This is a genomic window from Mycobacterium sp. NBC_00419 (genome assembly GCF_036023875.1).
Lineage (GTDB): Bacteria > Actinomycetota > Actinomycetes > Mycobacteriales > Mycobacteriaceae > Mycobacterium.
This window is the reverse complement of record NZ_CP107931.1, coordinates 4,341,167-4,362,137: the sequence shown is the minus strand read 5'-3', so window position 1 is coordinate 4,362,137 and position 20,971 is coordinate 4,341,167. Positions and strand designations below refer to the sequence as shown.

23 protein-coding genes, 1 other RNA gene and 2 pseudogenes are annotated in these 20,971 nt (G+C 65.5%); 12 read left to right on the top strand and 14 right to left on the bottom strand.

The genetic code is table 11. The features are described 5' to 3' along the window. Positions 1-62: 62 nt before the first annotated feature. Positions 63-1,724: a serine hydrolase domain-containing protein gene (locus tag OG976_RS20860; protein ID WP_328352983.1), complete on the top strand. Its 1,662-nt coding sequence runs from the start codon at positions 63-65 to the stop codon at positions 1,722-1,724. On the opposite strand, the gene OG976_RS20855 is transcribed toward OG976_RS20860, so the two are convergent. Further along, positions 1,714-2,517 carry a cutinase family protein gene (locus OG976_RS20855; RefSeq protein ID WP_328352980.1) on the bottom strand — a complete coding sequence of 268 codons (804 nt, stop codon included), beginning with the start codon at positions 2,515-2,517 and terminating at the stop codon, positions 1,714-1,716. The two genes, OG976_RS20860 and OG976_RS20855, sit on opposite strands and share 11 nt — an antisense overlap. A 198-nt stretch (positions 2,518-2,715) precedes the next feature. Further along, positions 2,716-3,327 (bottom strand): TetR/AcrR family transcriptional regulator, encoded by a 612-nt coding sequence (locus OG976_RS20850; RefSeq protein WP_328352977.1) that lies wholly within the window; start codon positions 3,325-3,327, stop codon positions 2,716-2,718. A gap of 92 nt (positions 3,328-3,419) precedes the next feature. Here OG976_RS20850 and OG976_RS20845 point away from each other — a divergent pair, with 92 nt between their 5' ends. The 3 genes from OG976_RS20845 (at position 3,420) to OG976_RS20835 (ending at position 7,013) form a co-directional block, all read left to right on the top strand. Then, positions 3,420-4,118, top strand: coding sequence for a hypothetical protein (locus OG976_RS20845; protein WP_328352974.1), 699 nt, complete (start codon positions 3,420-3,422; stop codon positions 4,116-4,118). A 4-nt stretch (positions 4,119-4,122) separates the two neighbouring features. Next, positions 4,123-6,069: a YhgE/Pip domain-containing protein gene (locus OG976_RS20840; RefSeq protein ID WP_328352971.1), complete on the top strand. Its 1,947-nt coding sequence runs from the start codon at positions 4,123-4,125 to the stop codon at positions 6,067-6,069. 137 nt (positions 6,070-6,206) lie between these two features. After that, positions 6,207-7,013, top strand: coding sequence for an ABC transporter permease (locus OG976_RS20835; protein ID WP_328352968.1), 807 nt, complete (start codon positions 6,207-6,209; stop codon positions 7,011-7,013). 18 nt (positions 7,014-7,031) lie between these two features. On the opposite strand, the gene OG976_RS20830 is transcribed toward OG976_RS20835, so the two are convergent. After that, positions 7,032-7,160 (bottom strand): hypothetical protein, encoded by a 129-nt coding sequence (locus tag OG976_RS20830; protein WP_328352965.1) that lies wholly within the window; start codon positions 7,158-7,160, stop codon positions 7,032-7,034. A 212-nt stretch (positions 7,161-7,372) separates the two neighbouring features. Between OG976_RS20830 and OG976_RS20825 the strand changes: the two are divergent. Beyond that, a pseudogene (locus OG976_RS20825) lies at positions 7,373-7,597 on the top strand (undecaprenyl-diphosphate phosphatase); the annotation flags it as partial. Positions 7,598-7,742: 145 nt separating this feature from the next. Here the strand turns inward: OG976_RS20825 and OG976_RS20820 are convergent. Genes OG976_RS20820 through OG976_RS20800 form a run of 5 tightly spaced genes read right to left on the bottom strand, consistent with a single transcriptional unit; the run spans position 7,743 to position 11,930 of the window. Beyond that, complete coding sequence (locus tag OG976_RS20820; protein WP_328352962.1) at positions 7,743-8,480, bottom strand: hypothetical protein; 738 nt, start codon at positions 8,478-8,480, stop codon at positions 7,743-7,745. Positions 8,481-8,486: 6 nt separating this feature from the next. After that, the gene (locus tag OG976_RS20815) at positions 8,487-8,957 is read right to left on the bottom strand and encodes a PaaI family thioesterase (protein WP_328352959.1); all 471 of its coding nucleotides are present in this window, start codon (positions 8,955-8,957) and stop codon (positions 8,487-8,489) included. Continuing rightward, positions 8,954-9,811, bottom strand: coding sequence for an alpha/beta fold hydrolase (locus OG976_RS20810; RefSeq protein WP_328352956.1), 858 nt, complete (start codon positions 9,809-9,811; stop codon positions 8,954-8,956). Before OG976_RS20810 ends, OG976_RS20815 begins: the two co-directional genes overlap by 4 nt. Beyond that, positions 9,808-10,686, bottom strand: a complete 879-nt coding sequence (locus tag OG976_RS20805; protein ID WP_328352953.1) for an SDR family NAD(P)-dependent oxidoreductase — start codon at positions 10,684-10,686, stop codon at positions 9,808-9,810. Before OG976_RS20805 ends, OG976_RS20810 begins: the two co-directional genes overlap by 4 nt. Beyond that, complete coding sequence (locus tag OG976_RS20800) at positions 10,683-11,930, bottom strand: NADH:flavin oxidoreductase/NADH oxidase family protein (RefSeq protein ID WP_328352951.1); 1,248 nt, start codon at positions 11,928-11,930, stop codon at positions 10,683-10,685. The genes OG976_RS20805 and OG976_RS20800 overlap by 4 nt, the downstream gene beginning before the upstream one ends. Before the next feature lie 88 nt (positions 11,931-12,018). Here OG976_RS20800 and OG976_RS20795 point away from each other — a divergent pair, with 88 nt between their 5' ends. Then, entirely contained in the window at positions 12,019-12,615 is a 597-nt protein-coding gene (locus OG976_RS20795; RefSeq protein ID WP_328352949.1) for a TetR/AcrR family transcriptional regulator, read from the top strand. Positions 12,616-12,668: 53 nt separating this feature from the next. Here OG976_RS20795 and arsA read toward each other — a convergent pair whose 3' ends face one another. From arsA to OG976_RS20780, 3 genes are read right to left on the bottom strand one after another with little or no spacing between them, the layout of a single operon-like run. After that, positions 12,669-14,483: an arsenical pump-driving ATPase gene (arsA, locus tag OG976_RS20790; protein WP_328352947.1), complete on the bottom strand. Its 1,815-nt coding sequence runs from the start codon at positions 14,481-14,483 to the stop codon at positions 12,669-12,671. 49 nt (positions 14,484-14,532) lie between these two features. After that, positions 14,533-14,928 carry an arsenite efflux transporter metallochaperone ArsD gene (arsD, locus tag OG976_RS20785; protein WP_328352945.1) on the bottom strand — a complete coding sequence of 132 codons (396 nt, stop codon included), beginning with the start codon at positions 14,926-14,928 and terminating at the stop codon, positions 14,533-14,535. A gap of 22 nt (positions 14,929-14,950) precedes the next feature. Next, positions 14,951-15,370, bottom strand: coding sequence for an arsenate-mycothiol transferase ArsC (locus OG976_RS20780; protein WP_328352943.1), 420 nt, complete (start codon positions 15,368-15,370; stop codon positions 14,951-14,953). Between the two features lie 79 nt (positions 15,371-15,449). On the opposite strand from OG976_RS20780, the gene OG976_RS20775 reads away from it, so the two are divergent. Next, positions 15,450-15,833: an ArsR/SmtB family transcription factor gene (locus OG976_RS20775; protein ID WP_328352941.1), complete on the top strand. Its 384-nt coding sequence runs from the start codon at positions 15,450-15,452 to the stop codon at positions 15,831-15,833. Next, positions 15,830-16,246, top strand: coding sequence for an arsenate reductase ArsC (locus OG976_RS20770; protein WP_328352939.1), 417 nt, complete (start codon positions 15,830-15,832; stop codon positions 16,244-16,246). Before OG976_RS20775 ends, OG976_RS20770 begins: the two co-directional genes overlap by 4 nt. Before the next feature lie 8 nt (positions 16,247-16,254). Here OG976_RS20770 and OG976_RS20765 read toward each other — a convergent pair whose 3' ends face one another. Beyond that, entirely contained in the window at positions 16,255-16,614 is a 360-nt protein-coding gene (locus tag OG976_RS20765) for an Rv2640c family ArsR-like transcriptional regulator (protein WP_328352937.1), read from the bottom strand. A 100-nt stretch (positions 16,615-16,714) separates the two neighbouring features. Between OG976_RS20765 and OG976_RS20760 the strand changes: the two genes are divergently transcribed. The 3 genes and pseudogenes from OG976_RS20760 to OG976_RS20750 all read left to right on the top strand — a co-directional run bounded on the left by OG976_RS20760 (position 16,715) and on the right by OG976_RS20750 (position 19,219). Further along, positions 16,715-17,152 carry an ArsI/CadI family heavy metal resistance metalloenzyme gene (locus OG976_RS20760; RefSeq protein WP_328352936.1) on the top strand — a complete coding sequence of 146 codons (438 nt, stop codon included), beginning with the start codon at positions 16,715-16,717 and terminating at the stop codon, positions 17,150-17,152. Between the two features lie 98 nt (positions 17,153-17,250). Further along, positions 17,251-18,303: pseudogene (gene arsB, locus OG976_RS20755) on the top strand (ACR3 family arsenite efflux transporter); the annotation flags it as partial. Between the two features lie 178 nt (positions 18,304-18,481). After that, positions 18,482-19,219, top strand: coding sequence for an MIP/aquaporin family protein (locus OG976_RS20750; protein WP_328352935.1), 738 nt, complete (start codon positions 18,482-18,484; stop codon positions 19,217-19,219). Between the two features lie 58 nt (positions 19,220-19,277). Here OG976_RS20750 and OG976_RS20745 read toward each other — a convergent pair whose 3' ends face one another. Both OG976_RS20745 and ssrA read right to left on the bottom strand, forming a co-directional pair. Next, the gene (locus OG976_RS20745; RefSeq protein WP_328352934.1) at positions 19,278-19,649 is read right to left on the bottom strand and encodes a hypothetical protein; all 372 of its coding nucleotides are present in this window, start codon (positions 19,647-19,649) and stop codon (positions 19,278-19,280) included. 151 nt (positions 19,650-19,800) lie between these two features. Continuing rightward, positions 19,801-20,172, bottom strand: a transfer-messenger RNA (tmRNA) gene (gene ssrA, locus OG976_RS20740). A 191-nt stretch (positions 20,173-20,363) separates the two neighbouring features. Between ssrA and OG976_RS20735 the strand changes: the two genes are divergently transcribed. Then, positions 20,364-20,969 (top strand): TetR family transcriptional regulator, encoded by a 606-nt coding sequence (locus tag OG976_RS20735; protein ID WP_442930556.1) that lies wholly within the window; start codon positions 20,364-20,366, stop codon positions 20,967-20,969. The last annotated feature ends 2 nt before the right edge of the window (positions 20,970-20,971 follow it).

Genomic DNA, 20,971 nt, shown 5'->3' with positions numbered 1-20,971 from the left:
CGCACCGCGCCGTGCCGGCCATCAGCGCTTAGTATACTAAGTATGTTGTATTGCGGACGGCAATGAGCGAATCGGCGCGAGCGCTGGCAGCCACGATCGCCGAACACTGGGCAGTCCCCGGCGGCGTCGTGGTGGCCGTCGACAGAGATCGCGAGCTGTTCACCCACCGATTCGGTCATGCCGACGTGAGCGCCGGCATTCCCGTTGCGGCACAACACCTTTTCGAGATCGGCTCGATCAGCAAGGTGTTCAACGCGATCGCCATCCTGCAATTGGCACGCCGCGGCCTCATCCGGCTCGACGAGCCCCTCGGCGCCGTGCTCGATTGGCTGCCCGAACCCCTGCGCGCCGAGGGGATCACCGTCGAGCGGCTGCTCACCCATACGGCCGGCCTGGTGGCCAGCACCGAGGCGCTGCCCGACGAGCTGGGCCAGGTCGCTACCTTCACCGGCAGTGTGTCGCCGGCCGCACCCGGAAGTTTCTTCCACTACTCAAATCTGGGCTTTCTGCTGCTCGGCCAGGTGACCCGCGAGGTCTCCGGGCGTCGGATCGTCGACCTCGTTCGCGAGCACATCCTGGCACCCCTGAAGATGACGTCCACCATCACCTGTGTGACGCACGCCGACTATGCATCGCTGGCGCGGGGCTATCAGGCTTTGCATGACGACCAGCCCTGGAGCCCTGGTGACGCGTTGGTGCAGGCGCCGTGGCTGGAGGTGGCCGGAGCTGACGGCAATATCGCGGCCACCGCGTCGGACCTGGCGGTATTCGCGCGCATGCTGCTGGGCCGGGGCACCGTCGATCACACGACGATCCTCGAACCAACCGAATTCGAGACCATGGTGGGTTCCACAGCCCCCGCCGGCGAGGACGTCCTGTCGCTGGCCGGTGTCGCTGCCACCGAGACCAGCCGCTACGGCCTGGGCATCAACGTCGAACAGGTGGCCGGGCGCACCGTGGTGTCACACGGCGGCGGCATGGTCGGCTACGCCTCGTTCCTGCTGGCCGATCTCGACGACGGAATCGCGGTCTGCGTGCTCACCAACGCCAACGGCGACAGCCCGATCGCCGAGGCGATCGCCCGCAGTGTTGCCGCTGAGCTGAAGTCTCCCGGTTCCGTCGATACCGCAGGGCTCTTGCCACAGTGGTGGCCAGCGAGCGTCGAAAGCGATGGCTATGTCGGCGAATTCATCGACATGGCTGCGAAGTCTGATGAACCGCGGTCGATTCGGATCACTGTCGAGGAACGCAGCGGCGATCGCGTGCGATTGGCTCTCGAGTTCGGCGGCAAGCGGGAACCCTTGCTGCGCACGTGGACCCGCGGCGCGGTGGTCCGCAACCTGTCACTGGCGAGATTCTCGCTGACCTTTCAGGACGACGCCTGGCATTGGGGCCCGCGGACGTTCGCCCGTGCCGGCACACCGACGCCGCCGGACATGCCGTCCGGCGAGCTGGAATCGTTCTGCGGACATTACCGTTCGTACACGCCGTGGTACACCAACTTCAGAGTGGTGCTGCGCCAGGGGCGACTGGTGCTGATCGCGCCCGGCGGCGTCGAGGCTCCCACCGACGACTGCGAGCTTGTTCCCCTGGGCTGGCGGACTTTTCGCATCGGTGCCGACCCGAGACTGCCCGAGCGCATCACATTCGGGCCGCCGGTCAACGGGACGACACCGTGGGTGGAGCGCGATGGCTGCCGGTACTCCCGGGCATTCACCGAGTGACGGAGACCGCTGACGCGAATCCGAACTCGGGATACGGCGCGTCAGGCCCGACGGTTGACGGCCCAGGCCCGGGCGGCTGCGAACCAAAGCCGGGGGTCGCTGGCCCATATCCCGGTTGCGGACCGTGCAACGACGGGTCGGGGCCGTAGCCCGGAGTCACCGGGCCGTACCCCGACAGCAGCATGGCCGCCACAAAGGCGGCCGCCTGGTCTGTGTACCCGGGGACGTAGCCCTCGGTATGTCCGCTCCATGCGTTGCCCGGGCCCGCGTGACAGATCGGGTCGCCAGGGTTACACAGGTCGATCGCCTTGGAACCGAGAAGTGCGCTCTGCGTCGGCAGAGATCCCCCGGTGCGGCCCGCCACATTGCCGAAGGTCGCGACAGCCGCGACGGTGTCGGCGTACTGAGGCGGAAGGGAGTTGCCCCAGGTGATGCCACCCATCGGAACACCCGCGACGATGTCGATCACGCTGGCACCCTGCGAGAAGCCGCCCAGGACGATCTTGGTGTCGGGGCACGACGACACCGTGGACTTGATATGGGCGATCGCGTCATCGGCGCCGTCGCCGCCGTGCAACTGCAGCTTGCCGGCCTTGTAGTTGACGGCGTAGGTGCCGATGTTCATGCCGGGGACTTGCCTGCGCAGTGAGTCGACGAATGCATCGCCGACGCGGCCGAGACCCGGCGGCTCATCGGTGCCACGCGCGAAGACGACCTCGGCATCAGCGCAGTCGGCGGCCGACGCCGCGGTCGCCGCGATAGGAGCGACCACAAGGACGCTCGCGATGAACATGGGCGAAGCAACCAGCCCGACCCAACGACCGCGTGACTGGCCGCCCCCCACCGGATGCCCTCGCGTGGAGCGAAAAGGCATGCGTTGAATGTAACCCACTTTGCGCATGTATGGACCAGCAGCTTCCCACATTCAACGAGAGCGATATTGACGGAAAAGCAAACAGGCCTTGTTCTTTCGGCCTGGGTCTTATCACCGTCACGCGGACAGTCCCTCGACAACGGCCAGTGCGATGAGGTAGCGGACTTCCTCGGTGGCGGCGCGATCGCTGAGGAACTGGCCGGAGGCGCCAGCCTGGGCGGCCATCAGCGCGCGGGTGAAGATCTCCGGCGAGACGGTCATGGTCCGGCCGGTCTTGGCGATCAGTTCGACGAAAATCCCTTGCAGCCCTTCGCGGAGGCGTTCAACTTGGGCATCCAGTGCCCGGGCGATGTCGGGCTGATGGGCGGCGCGTGCCACCAGGGCGGCATGTAGGGCAATGCGCGGTTGATCGGCGACGCCAGCCTTCAGTAATTGGCGCACCACGCGGTCTGTCCGGAGAACTCCCTTGGTTCGCAGCAGTGGTTCGGCGGTGCTCCGCAACCGCTCGACGAGGGCCTCGTTCTGATGCTCGTATACCTCGAAGAGCAGATCCTCCATGTCGTCATAACTGGAGTAGAAGGCCCCACGGGTGTAGCCGGCCGCCCGGCACACCTCCTCCACGCCGAACCAGGTCCGGCCACTGTCCCGGATGAGTTCGTCGGTGGCCTCGATCAAACGGGCCCGGGTGTTGCTTCGCCGGCGGGTTTCCCGCGTCTCTGTGACCTTCACGACAAACTGCCTCTCAAACTCGATGCATTCCGTATTCGATGCATATCGTATTGAATCATCGACCCGTTGAGACAGCAACCCAGGAGGCGACCATGAGCCGACACGCTCCGGCCCACACTGCGCAGGCGCATCCCGGCGCCGACGGCGAGGCGATCATCGTGTCGCGGGGTTTGACGTTCGACGGTGAGCACGGCCCACTGTTCAGCGACGTCGACTTGGACCTTGATCGCGGCCTGCACGCGGTGCACATGCCCGGCGGCCACAGCCAGAAGGCACTGCTGCTCACCCTGGCCGGACGGCTCAGGCCGAGCAACGGCAGCGTCGCCGTGTTCGGTGAGACCGCGCCGCGGGCGATCCGCCGGCACTGCGCGATCGCGGCTTTCGGCGACATCGACGATCTGGACGATGCGGTCACCGTGGGAACAGTCGTGACCGAACAGCGCCGGTGGCTAGCCCCCCTGTTCCACCGGTCGCGTAACGATGCCGACCGAAACGTACTGGCTGAAGTGTTCGGGGACATCGAACGCCCGGCATCGACCGACTACATCGGGGACCTGGGCGACCTAGAGATGTTCCTGCTGCAGATCGCCCTGGCGCTGTACTCGGAGCGGCCGGTCCTGGTGGTCGGTGATCTCGAACAGGTCCGCGACAACGGACAGCGGTCGCAGGCCGTGCAACGCCTCGGCGCCATCGCCGCCGACCACCTGGTCGTTGTGGGCGTGACGAATTCGCTCGGCGAGCAGGCACCCGAGCACGAAGTACACATCCCGAATACCTCGGGGAAGGACTAAGAAGATGGTGGGCGGACTTGCCCTCGGGTCGGAGATCAAACGCTTCGCCCGTAATCGGATGACGCGCATCGCCGTCGTCGTCCTCATGCTGATGCCACTAACCTACGGCGCGCTGTATCTCTGGGCGTACTGGGATCCGTTCGGTCACGTGAACAAACTGCCGGTAGCACTGGTCAATTCGGACCGGGGCACCGAGGTCTCCGGTGAGCCGATGAACGTCGGCACCGAGATCGCCGGCCGGCTCACCGATGACGCCAGCCTGGACTGGCACGTCGTCGATGACGCCGAGGCGCGCGACGGGGTCGCACACGGCAAGTACTACTTCATGCTGGAACTACCGCCGGACTTCAGCGAGGCCATCGCGTCACCCACCACCGGTAACCCGCGCAAGGCACAACTGATCGCCGAATACAACGACGCCAACAACTACATCTCGTCGAGCATCGGCCGCACCGCGGTGGAGCAGGTGCTCAACGCCGTGTCGACCAGGATCTCGGGGCAGGCGGTCAACCAGGTCCTCTCGGTGATCACCACCTCGGGCGCAGGCATCAAACAGGCGGCCGACGGCGCGAACAAGCTCTCCGACGGCGCAACCCAACTCGATACTGGCGCAGGCCAGTTGGTGGCCGGCCTCGATGCTGCCCGCAGCGGATCCGCGGAGCTGGCGGTCGGTTCCCGCAAGCTCTCAGACGGTATCAACACCGCGACCGATCCTCTGCTGAAGATCACCAACCTGTTGGCACAGATCGGTACTCAGAGCGATCAGGTCAACGGCCAGGTACAGGACAGCTCGTCAGCGCTGGCCGAGGCGTCCGACGAACTCGACACCATCACCGGGGCGCAAGATGCCGCGGCCGAGTCGCTGAACTCGATCATCGACAACCTGTCGGCCAACCAGGATCCGGTGTCGGTAATGGCCACCACGAAACTGCGCGATACCCGCGACCAATTGCTGGCCCACCAGCGAACCTCGAACATCCAGGCGAAGCTCGACAAGGCACGTGCCACCGCCAGCGCGGGCGGTCCTGTCGGGTCCGCGCTGACCGATATCTCCACCAAGGGCAAGGAACTCACCGACAAGCTCACGCAACTTAGGGATGGCGCCAAGCAGGTGGCCTCGGGAAATGCACAACTCAACGCCGGCATCGCCACACTCGACGACGGCGCCCGGCAGCTGAAATCCGGCACGGCGCAGTTGAATTCCGGCTCCCACGAGCTGGCGACCAAGCTCACCGAGGGCGCGCAGAAGGTCCCCGACTGGACGCCCCAGCAGAAGGACGCCATCGCCGAGACGATTGGTGGTCCGGTTCAGCTGACGAGCTCACATGAGAATTCGGCGCCGAACTTCGGCACCGGCATGGCACCGTTCTTCCTCACGCTCGCACTGTTCTTCGGCGCCATGCTGTTGTGGATGGCGTTCCGTCCGCTGCAAGCTCGGGCCATCGCCGCCGAGATCAGCCCGATCCGGGTAACGCTGGCCAGTTACCTGCCCGCCGTCCTCATCGGGATTCCCCAGGCGGTCATCCTGTACTGCGTCGTACGCTTCGCGCTGCACGTACACGCGGAACACCCGGTGGCGATGCTGGGCTTCATGATCCTGGCTTCCTGCGCCTTCATCGCAGTGGCACAAGCGATCAGCGCCCTGCTCGGCCCGGTCTTGGGAAAGGTTCTCCTGATGACTCTGCTGATGTTGCAGCTGGTCAGCGCCGGCGGGCTCTATCCCGTCGAGACCACGACCAAGCCGTTTCAGGCTCTGCACTGGCTCGACCCGATGACCTACGGCGTCAACGGGCTACGGCAGTTGATCCTCGGCGGCATCGACGATCGGCTGTGGCAGGCGCTGATCTTCATGGTCACCCTGTCCTTGGGGTCGATCCTGCTGACCTCGCTGGCGGCCCGACGCAACCAGTTGTGGAACCTCACCCGGTTGGTGCCGAGCATCAAGATGTAGCGGATGCACAAAAGCGGCCAAGCGTTTCGGCCTAGCCCCTTTCTCGATGGTGCGCTGCAGCGAACTGGACCTCTATCGGCGACGACGACGGACTAGTTTGATGCTGGGGGTTCTCGACCAACAAGATCGGCGGTCATATGCAGTTCGCACCACACCTGCTTGGCCCGACTTTGTTGGTGGTCTGTGCGCTGATGGTTCTTGCCGCCGCGGCACTGTACTGGGTGACCACTCTGGGTTCGGCGCTCACCGTGCCCCGCGCTGCACTACGCGCGGTAGTGCAACTGTCCGCGGTGGCCGCCATCCTGTCCACGGCATTGCGAACCCTGTGGACATCGGTCCTGGTGCTGGCTGTCATGTTCGTTGCCGCAGCGGTGACCGCGGCACGCCGCAGTCAGTCGAACCGCTCCTGGCTGCTTGCCGTGGCACTCGGGGCGGGTCTGGCCTCCGTACTTCCCGTTCTGACGGGGTCCGGTCTGGTACCGATGAAGGGCGCCGCGCTCGTGCCCGTCACCGGAATCATCCTGGGCAGCACCATGACCGCGACCTCAGTTGCGGCCCGCCGTGCTCTTGAAACCCTTACCACCCGAGCCGGTGAGGTCGAGGCGGCGTTGAGTCTCGGTTTCGGCGACCGCGAGGCGAGAATGGAGATGATCGGCACCACCGCCACCGACGCTCTGCTACCTAACCTCGACCAGACCAGAACGGTGGGGATCGTGACCCTGCCGGGAGCCTTCGTCGGGGTCTTGCTCAGCACGGGTTCAGCGGCCCAGGCCGGTGCCGTCCAGATCCTGATCTTGCTGGCAATACTGCTGTCGCAGACCTGCGCGGTCGTGGTGACGCTTGAACTGATTGCACGGGGCATCATCACGCGGTCAGGCGACAGTCACGCCTCATCACGGCGATGGCGCTCAGCCTTGCGGCGCAAACGGCCGGCGCCTCAGTAAGCGCTTCGGGATTCGCCGTCACTGCAACGAGTTTGACAACGCAGTCAGATCCTCGCCCGCCTTGGTCTGGTCGGGTTTGTCAGCACGCACGGCATGCAAAGCCTGATCGATCTGACTGTCAAGGCGGTGCCAGCCAGCTTCGTCCATCGGCCGCAAGCTGGCTTCGTCACTGTCCCAGGCAGTTTCGAGATCGGTGATCCGGTCTTTGGCCCCGGCCCAGTCCGCTGCACGGACCTTCCCTGCGGTGTCGTCGACGATCTGGCGTAACTTGGCAATCTCGGCCGACGGGAAGTGTGCACCCAGCGGGCCTGCGGGTTCGGGCGCGACTTCACTGCTCGCCGTTCCGGAGTCCGCTTCCTCCCATCATCTTGGCCGCGGGGCTGCTGAAGATCCCAGATCTTTTTGGCCCATTGGGCGCCGGGATACATGGCCAGGTGTTGGTCGGCAGTCTGGCGTCCTTCGTATCGGCCTATCTCGCCGTACGGTTTCTCGTCCGCTATTTCGAGACGCGCACACTCACACCATTCGCCATCTACTGCGTGGTAGCCGGTGTGGCAAGCCTGGGTTGGCTGACCCTTCGCTGATTGGCACTGGCAAATGAACGGCCCCGACGGCTCGTACGTACCCCTGCGATAGCGGCGGCAGACAAACAGGCCAGGCCGAAAGCACCTCCGGAACACGCGGGGTGCTGACGACATCAATACGATTTGCGGCCCGCCTCACCCTCAGCTATTTGCGATGCGCGGGTGGCAGATCAGGGAACGCGGGCGAATCCAGGCCCAGCGAACCAGAACTCGCCAACGGGCGCACCTGCAGATAGACCCCCATGCGGTGGGTATCGGCGGTTCGGGCGTGGTCCATCGCGTGCGCGTGTCCGCCGGGTGCATACGCATAGTCACGCGCCAGTTTCGCCGTCTTCCACAAGCTGAGGGAGGTGTGCTCGAACGGAAGTTGCGACGAAATGTCGACGCTGCCGCGGTGGCCGGGATGGAAGGCCGCCCTCGACGCGGCATGCACATTGTTCTTGAGGAAACCGAGCAGGTTTCGGGGCTTGAGAATGCCGTGCACGAGGACGACCAGAGGTTCGTCGGACGCGATGGCTCTGCTGCCTTCGTCCGACGGATTCCATCCGTGCCAATGGTCACCGGCATGTTCGACGCGCGCCCGGACCACCTCGCCGTCGAGACTATAGCGGCGGGGCGACTCCACCGCGCAGGCGAGCGGTCCGCGGAAGGCCGCCAGCGCCGACTCGGGTGAATCCCACGCCGCGATAAGACACCGCCCCGGCGGAAGGAAGCTTGTAGGGACCACCTCGTGCGTCATGTGGTTGGAGTGGTTGACCGTCGCGGCCCGCAAGCCCGGAATGTTCTGCTGCAACGCGGCCTTGACACGCCGACTCCACAGCCACGGACCACGCGGCGGATGGTCGTAGACATCGACGGTGAGAAAGTCGGCCGATTCAGCCACTGGCGATCAACTCCCTTGAAGCGGGAAGATCAGCAGGCTTCCCGATGCCGTTGCGACCACCTTGCCCTGCTCGTCGACGACCTCGCCTTCAGCGAACGCGACCCGGCGACCCGCTTTGGTGACCCGCCCTCGACAGATCAGGTCCCCGTTGCCTGCGGACACAGGGCGCAGATAGTTGACCTTGATCTCGATGGACGTGTAGCCGCTGCCCGCAGGGAGGGTCGTGTGCGTGGCGCACCCGAGGGCAGAGTCGAGCAGCGTGCAGACCAGGCCGCCGTGGACTGTGCCGATCGGGTTGTAGTGCGATTCGTCGGGACGGCAACGGAACGTGACGGTACCAGGGCCAACCTCGATCAGATCCATTCCGAAGTGGCCGGCGATGGGGGCCGCCGGCAGCTCCCCGGCGGCCATCCTCGTCATGAACTCGATACCGCTGAGCTCCGGGGGAACAGCCGGTACGGGCGCGCGTTGCGTCACCGCTGTTGACCGTCGGCGAGGAAGCGCAGCGCCTCGGCGAGGAAGGCTTGGTGGTGCTGGAACACGCCGCCGTGTCCGGAACCGGGGTAGATGATCAACTGGGCGTTGGGGAGTCGGCGTGCCATGTCGGCGGAGTGGTTGCTGTCAACCATCAGGTCGTGGTCGCCGTTCGCGACCAGGACGGGCTGGGTGATGAGCGAGAGATCGTCGGGGGCGGACTTGCCGGCGTGCCGGATCGCCTTGATCTGGGCGATGCGGGCCTGCATGGAGATTGGCTTGTCGCGATCGTGAGTGCGTTCCTTGAGGCGGCTCAGGTAGTCGGCCGCGGCCCGCTTCCCCTCGGGCGTGCGAGGGAAGAACAGGAAATTCCTCGGATCGCTGCGGGTGAGAGCCGCCTTGAGATAGGCGGTGCCGACGATGGAGGCCATCTTGTCGATGCCGCCCCCGCCGCGTGGCCCGGTGCCGGCCAGGATCATCCGACGGACTAGTTGAGGTTGCTGCAGCGCGACCATCTGGGCGACGCCGCCGCCCAACGAGAAGCCGAACAGGTCGACGTAGTCGAGTCCCATGGCGCGGATGAAGGCGACGGCGTCGGTGCCCATCTGCTCGACGGTGCCGGGCACCGAGGAATCGGTGGCCCCGACCCCCCGGTTGTCGAAGGTGATCACGCGGTGGTGCTGGGCGATGCCGTCGATGATGCGTGGATCCCAGTCGTCGAGAACCGCGGTCAGGTGATGCAGGAAAACGACCGGAACGCCCGATCCTGTTCCGAGTTCCCGGTACGCGAAGTCGACGCCGCCGACGTTGACCTTCCGGGTGGGGGTGTCTTTCCAGGTGGTGAATGTGGTTGTCATCGTGTGCCTTTCGCTTCTGCTGTCATGGGGGTGGCGGGTCGGGCGTCGAGTGCGGATAGGGCGGCCTGGGTCCTAAGGTCGCTGGTCATGCGGGAATCCAGCATGGGATTGACCAGGCCGCGCAGCGCTGAGAGCGGCTTCCATCGGGAGGGGGCGAACACAGTCGGCGATCGACGGGCGAGTCCGTCGACAATGGCGGTCGCAGCAGTCTCGGGGGCGATGCGCTTCAACATCGTCTTCGGCATCGTCGCGAGAAGCCGGTCGGCCAGCGGATCGCCGTCTACACCCTCGGTGATCATCGCGGTGTGAACCATCGAGAAGTAAGCGATCAAGGTGGAGACGCCATGGTTGGCGAGCTCCACCCGCAATCCTCGGCCGAGCTGTTCCACCGCGGCCTTGCTCATCGCGTAGGGAATGGTTCCCATCCCGTTGGCGAACGCGAACACCGAACTGATCAAGGCGAATTGGCCACGTTGGGCAGTGACCTGATCCATCGCGGCCTGGACAGTGTTGACCACACCGGTGACGTTCACCGCGAGGAGGGACTCGACCGAAGACACCGGTGTGGTGCGCAACGTTCCGGTTCGGGCCAGGATGCCCGCGTTGGCGATCGCGACGTCGAGGCGGCCGAAGCGATCGACGACGGCGTCGACGGCGGCATCGAGGGTCTCGCGGGCGCGGACGTCGGCGACCACCCCCATCGCCGAGGTCGATGACATCGCGGCACCGAGCTGCGGGGTCTGCGGGTCAAGGTCGGCGATGGCCACTTTGGCTCCGCGGCCCAGCAGTTCGCGTGCAGTGGCGCTGCCGATCCCGCCGGTTCCCCCGGTGATGAGGACGACTTTTCCACGCAGATCGTAGTTGGGCCCCTTCATCGGACACTGCGCTTGGGACGCCGCGAGACCCTGCCGTTGCGCCGCAGCAGAGCAAGTGTGGTGGCGAGGCGGCCACGCTTGAGGTCGGGTTCTTTCCCCGCGCCCATCCGGTGCAGTTGATCGGTGTGCCAACCGATGTTCAGCACGCCGTCGAGCGCCTTGCCGTCAATCACGTTGCCCAGAGCGCTGGGTATTCCGTAACTCAGTTCGCGGGTGGCCAGCACTGGCAGGCGGTCGGACAGGATGGCGTGCGCCGCGTCCGGGACCGTCGCCGCAGGGCGGGCTATGCCGATGACGTCGCAATCACCGGCTTGCAGTGCGTCCTGCATGGCTGAGCGTGAACGGAATCCGCCGGTGACGGCCAACGGCACTCCCCCGGCTATCTGCCGGACCGTGCGGGCGTAGTCCAGGAAGTACGCCTCGCGGGCGCGGGTACTGGCCGCAGCCGAGCCCGCCATGGCCGGCGATTCGTAGTTGCCGCCGCTGATTTCGAGGAGGTCGATGCCCTCGTCAGCCAGGGCGGCCACCACGGCGCGAGACTCCTCCTCGCTGAATCCGCCGCGCTGGAAGTCAGCCGAGTTCAACTTCACCCCGACTGCGAAGCCCGGCGACACCCGGGCACGTATCCGGCGAACGATCTCGAACAGGAACCGCATGCGTCGCGCCGGGTCGCCACCCCACTCGTCGGTTCGCAGGTTGGACAGCGGCGACAAGAACTGGGTGACGAGGTAGCCGTGCGCCGCGTGGATCTGGACGCCGTCGAATCCGGCAGTCTCACAGACCGTCGCCGCCGTCACGAAGCGCTCGATGATGTCCTCGATCTCCACCGACGTCAGTTCGCGCGGTGTCGCCGAGCCGGGCAGATTCAGCGGCACCGCACTCGGCGCCACCGGGGTGTGGCCGATGGCCAACGGATTGGACTGTCGGCCAGGGTGATTGAGCTGAGCCCAGATGGGCACCCCACCGTCGTGCGCGGCCTTGGACCACCGCGTGAGAGGATCGAGGTCACGGTCATCCTCGATCACCACGTTGCCGGGTTCGCCCAATTGAGCGCGATCCACCATGACGTTGCCGGTGATCAGCAGCCCATACCCACCGTGGCTCCAGGTGCGGTAGAGCTGTTCGAGGCGCGCACCGGGAGCATGGGTGGACTCGGCGAGGGCCTCGCTCATCGAGGCCTTCATGATCCGGTTTGGCAGCACCAGCCCGCAGGGCAGGGTCAGGGGGTCGTGCAGAGCAGTCATCGGGGAGGCACCTTCGACGTCGATTGGATTACGACTGTAATATTATGACCATAAGTCAATGCGTTATGATGCGCAAGAAGCCCACTGGATGACGAGCAAGGAGGTGACGGTGGCGCGCTATACCGCGGAGCACAAGAGCGAGACGCGCAAGAGGATTCTCGAAACCGCCGGCCGACGGTTCAAGCGGAACGGCATCGACAGTTCGGGAATCGCCGCGATCATGTCGGACGCGCAACTGACCAACGGTGCGTTCTACGCGCACTTCACATCCAAGGACGATCTGGTGGCCAACGTCCTGGCCGATCAGATGCTCATATGGCAGGCGAACCTGCCCTCATCCCCCGACGTAGCAGACTTCGAGGCATTCGTGCGCGAGTATCTGTCGCCGCAGCACCGCGACCATCCGGAGACCGGGTGCCCGTCCGCCGCGCTGCTCGACGAGATAGGCCGTTGCGACACGACCACCCGGCGCTCGTACACCCAAGCGATGCAGGACATCGTCGACATGGTGTCCGCACGGCTGTCACCGGACGATCCCACCTCGGCGCGTTCGGACGCTATCGGCGTGTTCACCATTCTGGTGGCCACCATGCAACTCGCCCGCGCCGTCACCGACCGTGCGTTCTCCGACGAGATCCTCGAGTCCGGAATCGCGAATGTCCGGAACATCCTGGGCCGCTGGTAATTTCCGCCGTCCACCCACTCCCGGTAGCCGCCGACGTACGTCCCGTCATCACATCACGGCCTGCTTGAACTGCTGGCAGGCCAGCAGTGCGAGTTCGGCGCCGTCAGACCTTCGAGAGCGGGGATCCCGACGGGTTCCTCGGCCAACAGCGGGATGACGGCGTATCGGGTGGCGTATTTGCTTCGGACGGTGTCGATTTCGTCGATTTCGGCGACGGCTCGCTGATGTAGAAGCGGGTTGGTGGGCGCGGCGGCGGCCACCGAGTTGTTGATGACCCACGCCCAGGGGCGGATGCCGGCACGTTCGAGGTCGTGTTGAAGGCCGGCTGCTTCGAGCACCGGTGTCGTTTCAGCCAGCGTCACGAGAACGACTTTGGTGACTTCGGGGTCCTGTAGCCGCATGAGCGGGGTGGTGTAATGCCCGCTGTCGCCCATCTGGCGCGCAATATCGCGGTGATAGGAGCCGGTGGCATCCAACAGCAGGAGCGTATGTCCGGTGGGTGCGGTGTCGAGGACGACGAACTTGCTGCGTGATTCATGAATCACCTTGGAAAAGGCTTGGAAGACAGCAACCTCTTCGGTGCAGGGCGAGCGCAGGTCCTCCGCGAGGGTGGCGCGGCCTGCCTCGTCGAGGTGGGCGCCTTTGGTCGTCATGACCCGCTCGCGATAGGTGCGGCTGGCTTCGGCGGGATCGATGCGGGAAACGTGCAGGTGCTCGACACCGCCTTGCAGAGTTTCAGCGAGGTGGGCGGCGGGATCTGTGGTGCTCAGGTGGACGTCGTGCCCGCGCTCGGCCAACGCGACTGCAATGGCGGCCGCAACGGTGGTCTTGCCGACCCCGCCCTTGCCCATGCACATCACCAGTCCCTTTCCGCCGCGCTCGATGTCATCGACCAGATCGCGAAGCGGTGCGACCGCCACCGGATGTGGGGTGGCGGGAGCGTTGTCGCCGGCCGGGGTAACGGGCGTGGTGTCGAACAGGGTGTGCAGGGCGTCGAGACCAACCATGTTGTCGGCCTTGAGGTCGATGTAGTCAATCGGCAGGGTGCGCAGCGCGGCCGGCATGTCGCTGAGGGCTGCTTGCTCGCGGCGGTACACCGCGCTGGCCAACGGGTCAGTGTCATCGGCCGGTTGTGGCATGACGGCGTTGACGACGACGTTCTGGCGATTCATCCCGAGTGCAGCCAATTCAGCATGGGTGCGGTCGATCTCACGCAGCGCCGAACGGGTCGGGCGACTCACCAACACGAGGCGGGTGCGGTCGGGATCGGCCAGCGCGGCGACCGCGGCGGCGTAGGTGCTCTTCTGCTTGTCCAGGCCCGCGAGAGGACCCAGACACGACGCGTCCCCCTTGCCGGCGTCGAGGAACTCCGTCCAGTTCCCGGGCAGTTGCAGCAGCCGGATGGTGTGCCCGGTGGGGGCGGTGTCGAACAGGATGTGATCGAAGCCGGCGACGGCACCCTCGCTCTCGGTGAGTAGGGCAGTGAACTCATCGAAGGAGGCCACCTCGGTGGTGCATGAGCCGGAGAGTTGTTCGGTGATGGAGGCGATCTCGGCCTCAGGCAGCAGCCCGCGCACTGGACCGACGATGCGTTCGCGGTAATCCGCGGCGGCGGCCTCGGGGTCGATCTCCAGGGCCGACAGTCCCGCCACGGCGGGGATGGCGGTGATGGTGTTGCCGATGGCGATCCCGAAGACCTGCCCCACGTTGGAGGCCGGGTCGGTGGATACCAGCAGTACGCGCTTGCCTGCGCCGACAAGCGCCAAAGCTGCTGCGCAGGCGATGGATGTCTTACCGACTCCGCCCTTGCCGGTGAAGAACAGGAACCGCGGGGGGTCGGTGAGGAAGGTTAGATCAGGTGATGCCATAGCGGGCAGCCCTCCTACGGGAGTGCGTTATGTGGTGCGGCGGTGTGGTTCAACAGCAGCCCGACTCACCGGGCGGGCAGCACGCCGACCCGGTTTCGGTCAGGCCCAGGCTGATGGCGCCAGCCGGTACGCCGGCGGGGGTGTCGACGCCAGCCCAGCGGGCGAGTTCGGCGCGGGTCGGGTATCGGCCCGTCACGACGGTGACACCGTCGACGGACACCAGCGGGAGCCCAGCCGATCCGGCGATCTCGAGGAAGCTCCTGACGCCCTCGTTGTGAGCGAACGCGAGCGGGTCGTTGGCCAGGTTGTGGCGGGTGATGGACGCGCCCTGCTCGAGCAGCCAGGCCATGTCTGCGGTGAAGGTGACCAGGTTCTGGTCGACATCCTCTCCACAGACGCCGGTGTTGCAGCACAGGGCGGGTTCGAAGACGGCGATAACGGGCATGAGGGTGGTGTTCCTTTGTGGATCAGGGGATTTCGGTGGTGGTGAGCAATTGGGCGGCCAGCGTCTGGACGCGGGCGGCGATGTCGTCGCGGATCAGGCGCATGCGCTCGATGCCGTCGATCCCGCGCGTGGAGGGTTCGTCGGTGATCCAGGTCTGCGACGGGGTGGCAGCAGTGTCGAGGTGGGCCTCGCTGCCGAGTGTCACGACCACGTTGACGTGCTCCAGCAGCCTCGGGTCGATCGGTTTGGGATGCTCACCGTCCACTGGGGCGCCGACCTCGGCGAGTACTCGCACCGAGAGGTCGTTGAGCGCGTCGCCTGGGTTGGTGCCGGCGCTGTAGACGTCAACGCGGTCACCGACGAGCTTGCGCATCAAGGCGGCCGCCATCTGCGACTTGCCCGCGTTCTTCACGCAGACAAACAGCACAGCAGGCTTGGACACGTGGGGCGATCCCTTCCCTGCCGGGAAAAGGCGACCGGCGGCAGTTGACGGTTGATTCGATCCCCATCAATATAGACGCATGTCGATGACCTCGTCTGCAGATGGTGAGCCGTGCTGCCCCCCACTGGCCAACCAGCCGCTCGACGTCGACTGGGCTGGTGAACTGGCGCGGATGTTCAAGGCGCTGGGCGATCCGGTGCGGCTGCGGATTCTGAGCCTGATCGCCAGCCACGAGGGCGGCGAGTGCTGCGTGTGCGACATCTCCCCCGCATTCGAGGTGTCCCAACCGACGATCTCCCATCACCTCAAGACCCTGCGGGAGGCGGGCCTGCTGGACTGCGAACGCCGCGGGACCTGGGTGTATTACTGGGTGATTCCGTCTGCCCTGGAACAGTTGTCGGCGGTTCTGGCCCTCGACACCTCCAATCTGCCCGTGGTATCCGCCGAAAGGACCTGTCGATGAGCGCCAAACCGTCCGTGCTGTTCGTCTGCATCCACAATGCCGGCCGCTCTCAAATGGCGGCCGGGTTCCTCGCGGCGCTGGCCGGTGACGCCATCGAGGTCCGCTCAGCGGGCAGCGCGCCCGCCGACGCGGTCAACCCCGCGGCCGTGGAGGCCATGGCCGAGGTCGGTATCGACATCTCGACCCAGAACCCGAAAATCCTCACCACCGACGCGGTACAAGCCTCCGACGTGGTGATCACCATGGGATGTGGTGACACCTGCCCGTTCTTCCCCGGAAAGAGCTACCGCGACTGGGTGCTCGAGGACCCTGCCGGCAAGGGAGTGGAAGCGGTGCGCCCGATCCGCGATCAGATCAAAGCCCGCGTCGAAGACCTCATCGCCGAACTGCTTCCCGACACCGTTAACAGCTGAAAACGGTTCTAGGAGCAGCAGTTCGGATCCAAGACCACCGCCAGGGCGGCCACCGCGGCATGGTGCGGTCGGTGGAAGACGTTCATGCCCCGTCGAGTCGACTCGACGAGGCCCGCGTTGCGTAGCTGGGTGAGGTGATGGCTGACGGTGGACTCACTGACCCCGATCGCGGCCGCCAGCTCGCCGGTGTTGTGACCGTCCTGGGCCGCGCCGAAGAGCAGCGACATGATCTTCACCCGGGCCGGATCGGCCAGGGCCTTGAGGCGCAGTGCGATCTGCAGGGCGTCGTCGTCGCTCATCACCCCTGCTGCCACCGGTGCGCAACAGACGGGCGCGGAGATGTCGATGACAGGCAGCGCTTTGGGCATGAACCCATGATGCCACATTGCTTGACATATATCGAAAAGGTGGCATGCTAGCGATTGCCCAGAGGTTCGACATATGTCGCATAGGTATGAGGAGGCACCCATGTCCCGAGTTCAGTTGGCCCTCAACGTCGATGACATCGACGAAGCCATCGCGTTCTACTCCAAGCTGTTCAACACCGCGCCGGCCAAGGTCAAGCCGGGCTACGCCAACTTCGCCATCGCCGAGCCGCCGCTGAAGCTGGTATTGCTGGAGAACCCCGGACAGGGCGGCAGCCTTAATCACCTCGGGGTCGAGGTCGAGTCCAGCGATCAGGTCCACGCCGAGATCGCCCGCCTGAGCGACGAGGGGATGTTCACCGAGGAGGAGATCGGCACCACGTGCTGCTTCGCCACCCAGGACAAAGTGTGGGTCACCGGTCCCGGCGGGGAGCGGTGGGAGGTCTACACCAAGCTGGCAGATTCGGAGAGCTTCTTCGGGTCGCTGCCGGTGGTCGAGGAGACGGCCTGCTGCGGCGGCGCCGAGGCCCCCTCTGCGTAGGCCGGCCGATCCGTGACAACGGCAGGTGGCTTGCCTCTTAATTCGACGGCTGCCAATATCGACGAGTATCGAAATAGCGGATTGACGGGAGCATCAGGGTGACCGAGGCGACCACATCATCTGACTCCGATGCGCCGGTCGCGACCAAGCTGTCCACACTCAACCGGCTGCTGCCGGTGTGGATCGCCGCGGCCATGGGCCTGGGACTACTGCTGGGCCGGCTCGTCCCGGGACTGGGACACGCGATCAGTGCGGTGCAGATCGACGGAATCTCGCTGCCCATCGCCATCGGGTTGCTGGTGATGATGTACCCGGTGCTGGCCAAGGTGCGCTACGACCGTCTGGGCACCGTCACCCGCGACCGCAAGATGCTGCTGGCCGCGCTGTTCCTGGTGTGGGTCATTGGCCCGGCCCTGATGTTTACGCTGGCCTGGGTGTTCCTGCCGGACCTGCCCGCCTACCGCACCGGCATCATCATCGTCGGCCTCGCACCGTGTATCGCGATGGTGATCATCTGGAACGACCTGGCGCTCGGGGACCGGGAGGCCGCCGCCGTCCTGGTCGCCATCAACTCGGTGATCCAGGTCCTGATCTTCGCGGTGCTGGCCTGGTTCTACCTGACGGTGCTGCCCGGCTGGCTGGGCATGAATCAGACCTCGCTGAACATCTCGATGTGGCAGATCGCCAAGTCGGTGCTGATCTTTCTCGGCATCCCGCTGGTTGCCGGGTATCTGACCCGCCGCTACGGCGAAAAGGCCAAGGGCGCAACGTGGTACGAGACGACGTTCCTGCCCCGGATCGGACCGTGGGCGCTCTACGGGCTGCTGTTCACCATCGTGATCCTCTTCGCGCTTCAAGGCGACCAGATCACCTCCCGGCCACTGGACGTGGTGCGCATCGCGCTGCCCCTGCTGGCCTACTTCGCGATCATGTGGACCGGCGGCTATCTGGTCGGCGCCGCATTGAAGCTGGGCTACCCGCGCACGACGACTCTGGCATTCACCTCCGCGGGCAACAACTTCGAACTCGCCATCGCCGTGGCCATCGCGACCTTCGGCGCGACCTCCGGCCAAGCGCTGGCCGGAGTCGTGGGCCCGCTGATCGAGGTACCCGTCCTCGTCGGCCTCGTCTACGTCTCTCTGGCCCTGCGGCGGCACTTCCCCACGACAGGGAACGCCAGGCCGTTTACCTAAAGTTTGCTTGTCCCTTGATTCGATGATCGTCAATATAGACGGATGTCGAATCTAGCCGCCCCCGGTAGTTGCGAGGCTTGCGCGTGAGGCCTCGGAGGGCATCGCCTGAGCCAGGCACCCCGAATGGGAGCCGCTGATGCACACCGCCCCTCTGACCCGGCGGGCTCTGGCGGAGTTCGTTGGCAGCGGGTTACTGGTCACCGTCGTGGTGGGATCGGGCATCGCGGCCGCCCAGTTGTCGCCACATGACGTCGGGCTTCAGTTGCTGGAGAACTCGATGGCGACAGTCTTCGGCCTGGCGGTGTTGATCCTGCTGTTCGGCCCGGTGTCCGGCGCCCACTTCAACCCCGTCGTCACCGCATCCGACTGGCTGCTCGGGCGACGCGCAGGCACCGGCATCCACGGCAGGGACGCTATCGCCTACGCCGTGGCTCAGACCGCCGGCGCCATCACCGGCTCGTGGCTGGCGAACCTGATGTTCGACCGACGGGTCTTCGAGATCGCCACCAAGGACCGCATCACCACCGGACACCTTGTCGGTGAAGTGGTCGCCACCGCGGGTCTGATCGCACTGATCTTCGCGCTGGCCCGCACCGGGCGCGCAGCACTGTCGGCCGCAGCTGTCGGGGCCTACATCGGCGCCGCGTATTGGTTCACCAGCTCCACCTCGTTCGCGAACCCCGCGGTGACGATCGGCAGGATGTTCTCGGACACCTTCGCCGGCATCGCGCCAAGTTCAGCACCCGGATTCATCGCTGCTCAAATCGTCGGCGCCCTAGTCGGTTTGGCGCTCATCAGCACCCTCTTCCCCGATATCGCCGCCGACGCCGACGACGTTGTCGTCCCTCACGAGGACCTCAGCGACACCGCTTGAGCACAGTCATGGCGCACACCCCCGAGGTGTTGTGCCCGCGCCCATCACGTCGACTGGACTACGACTGGCGCAGGCTGGGCCGGTAGGCGGCGACCTCGGCCTCAGCGGCGAGCAGCGCGCTCAGCTCGCCTTCCTGCTGTGCAACGAAAACACCGACGACCTGTCGGCACAATTCCGGCACGCTCACCCCGCGCGCATCGGCGATGCGCTTGAGCCCAACCACCGTTGTCGTGGTGACATGAAATTGCACAGCGAACTGACCACAGGAACCATCCTCGGGCGGCAACCCCGGCCCCAAGATGACGGGATCGTCGATGGCGAACTCGCCAGCCTCGACATCCCGGCTCGTCCGAGCGACCTCGTTACGACCTAGCGGGCTGTCGGTGCAGCTATCCGGCTCCTGCCACTCGTCGTCGTTGAGGTAACCCATTTCGCCAACGCTAGACCCCGCAGAGGTCTGATCGCTTGCCTGGGACCAGCATTGTTCGGGTCCCGTAGCCCCCGGCCGCGCCCGTGCACCGGGTTCGCAAGAGTGTTGAGAAACAAAACAGGCCAGGCCTTTCGGCCTGGCCTGTTCTCGTGGGTGGAGCTGCCGGGAATTGAACCCGGGTCCTACGGCATTCCCTCAAGACTTCTCCGTGCGCAGTTCGCTATGTCTCTACTTGGATCTCCTGCTCACGCGAACAAGTCAGGATGACGATCCCAGTCGCTGTTTGATGTCCCGCTGAGTCCCGCGACCGGACTCATCGGTTTGTCCCTCTAGCTGATGCCAGGATCCGGGCCGAGGGCGCTCCCGGTCTGACAGACACGCAGTCGCTACTTAGGCAGCGAGGGCGTAGTCGCGCTGATTGGAATCGGCGCTTAATTGGTTGCAACGACGCTTACGGTGGTCATTTGCCTGCACCGGCACGCTTCCCTTGATTCGATGCGCGAAGTCGAAACCCTTCAGCCCCTCGCACCCCGGCCGAGGTTCGACCGGATTTCCAATGGTACGCGGTCTACAACCGCGTCCGAAAGCACATTAATCCCGGGCACCGACAGCACCGGTGCCGAGATCGACGCAATGGCGGGCTCTTCCTGGGACTTCTGCGCCCGTGTGTGCGTTTGGGCGAAAAGACGGGTACGAAAGTGAGACTTTGTCTACATTGACCTCGTGGCTGGCAGCGTGCGTGTCCGGAAGGGTCAGCGGACCAGGGAACGCATCGCCGGCGCCGCCGCACGGCTGGTCATGGACGACGGCCTGGCGGCGGCCACCGCCGACCGCATCGCCGCCGAAGCCGACGTCGCCAGGGCCACCTTCTTCCGGTACTTCGAATCCAAGGAGTACGCGGTCGCCGAAGGCTTCACCGCGATGTGGATCTCCGCGATCACCGACGCGCTGCGCCGGCAGGCCCCGCAACTTTCCGCGATCGATGCCCTCACCGCGGCATTCTGCGAACTCGGCGACGGATTCGAGGCGATCTCGGACACGATCGCCGACATCGAGCGCCAGACCCGTGACTCGCTGAGCCTGCGCGCCTGGACCCTGCTGTCCTACCTGAGCTTCGAGAACGCGATCGCCGAGACCATCGCCCCGCGCCTGCCCGACCTGACCGTCGACGATCCGCGGCCGCGCCTCATCGGCGCCCTGACGATGGCCGCCGTCCGGATCTCCCTCGACGACTGGCTGCGCGACGGCGGCTCGCTGTCCGAACGAATCTCCCGCGCGGTCGCCTCGATGGCGCCGTGCTCGATCACCGACCAGAAATGAGG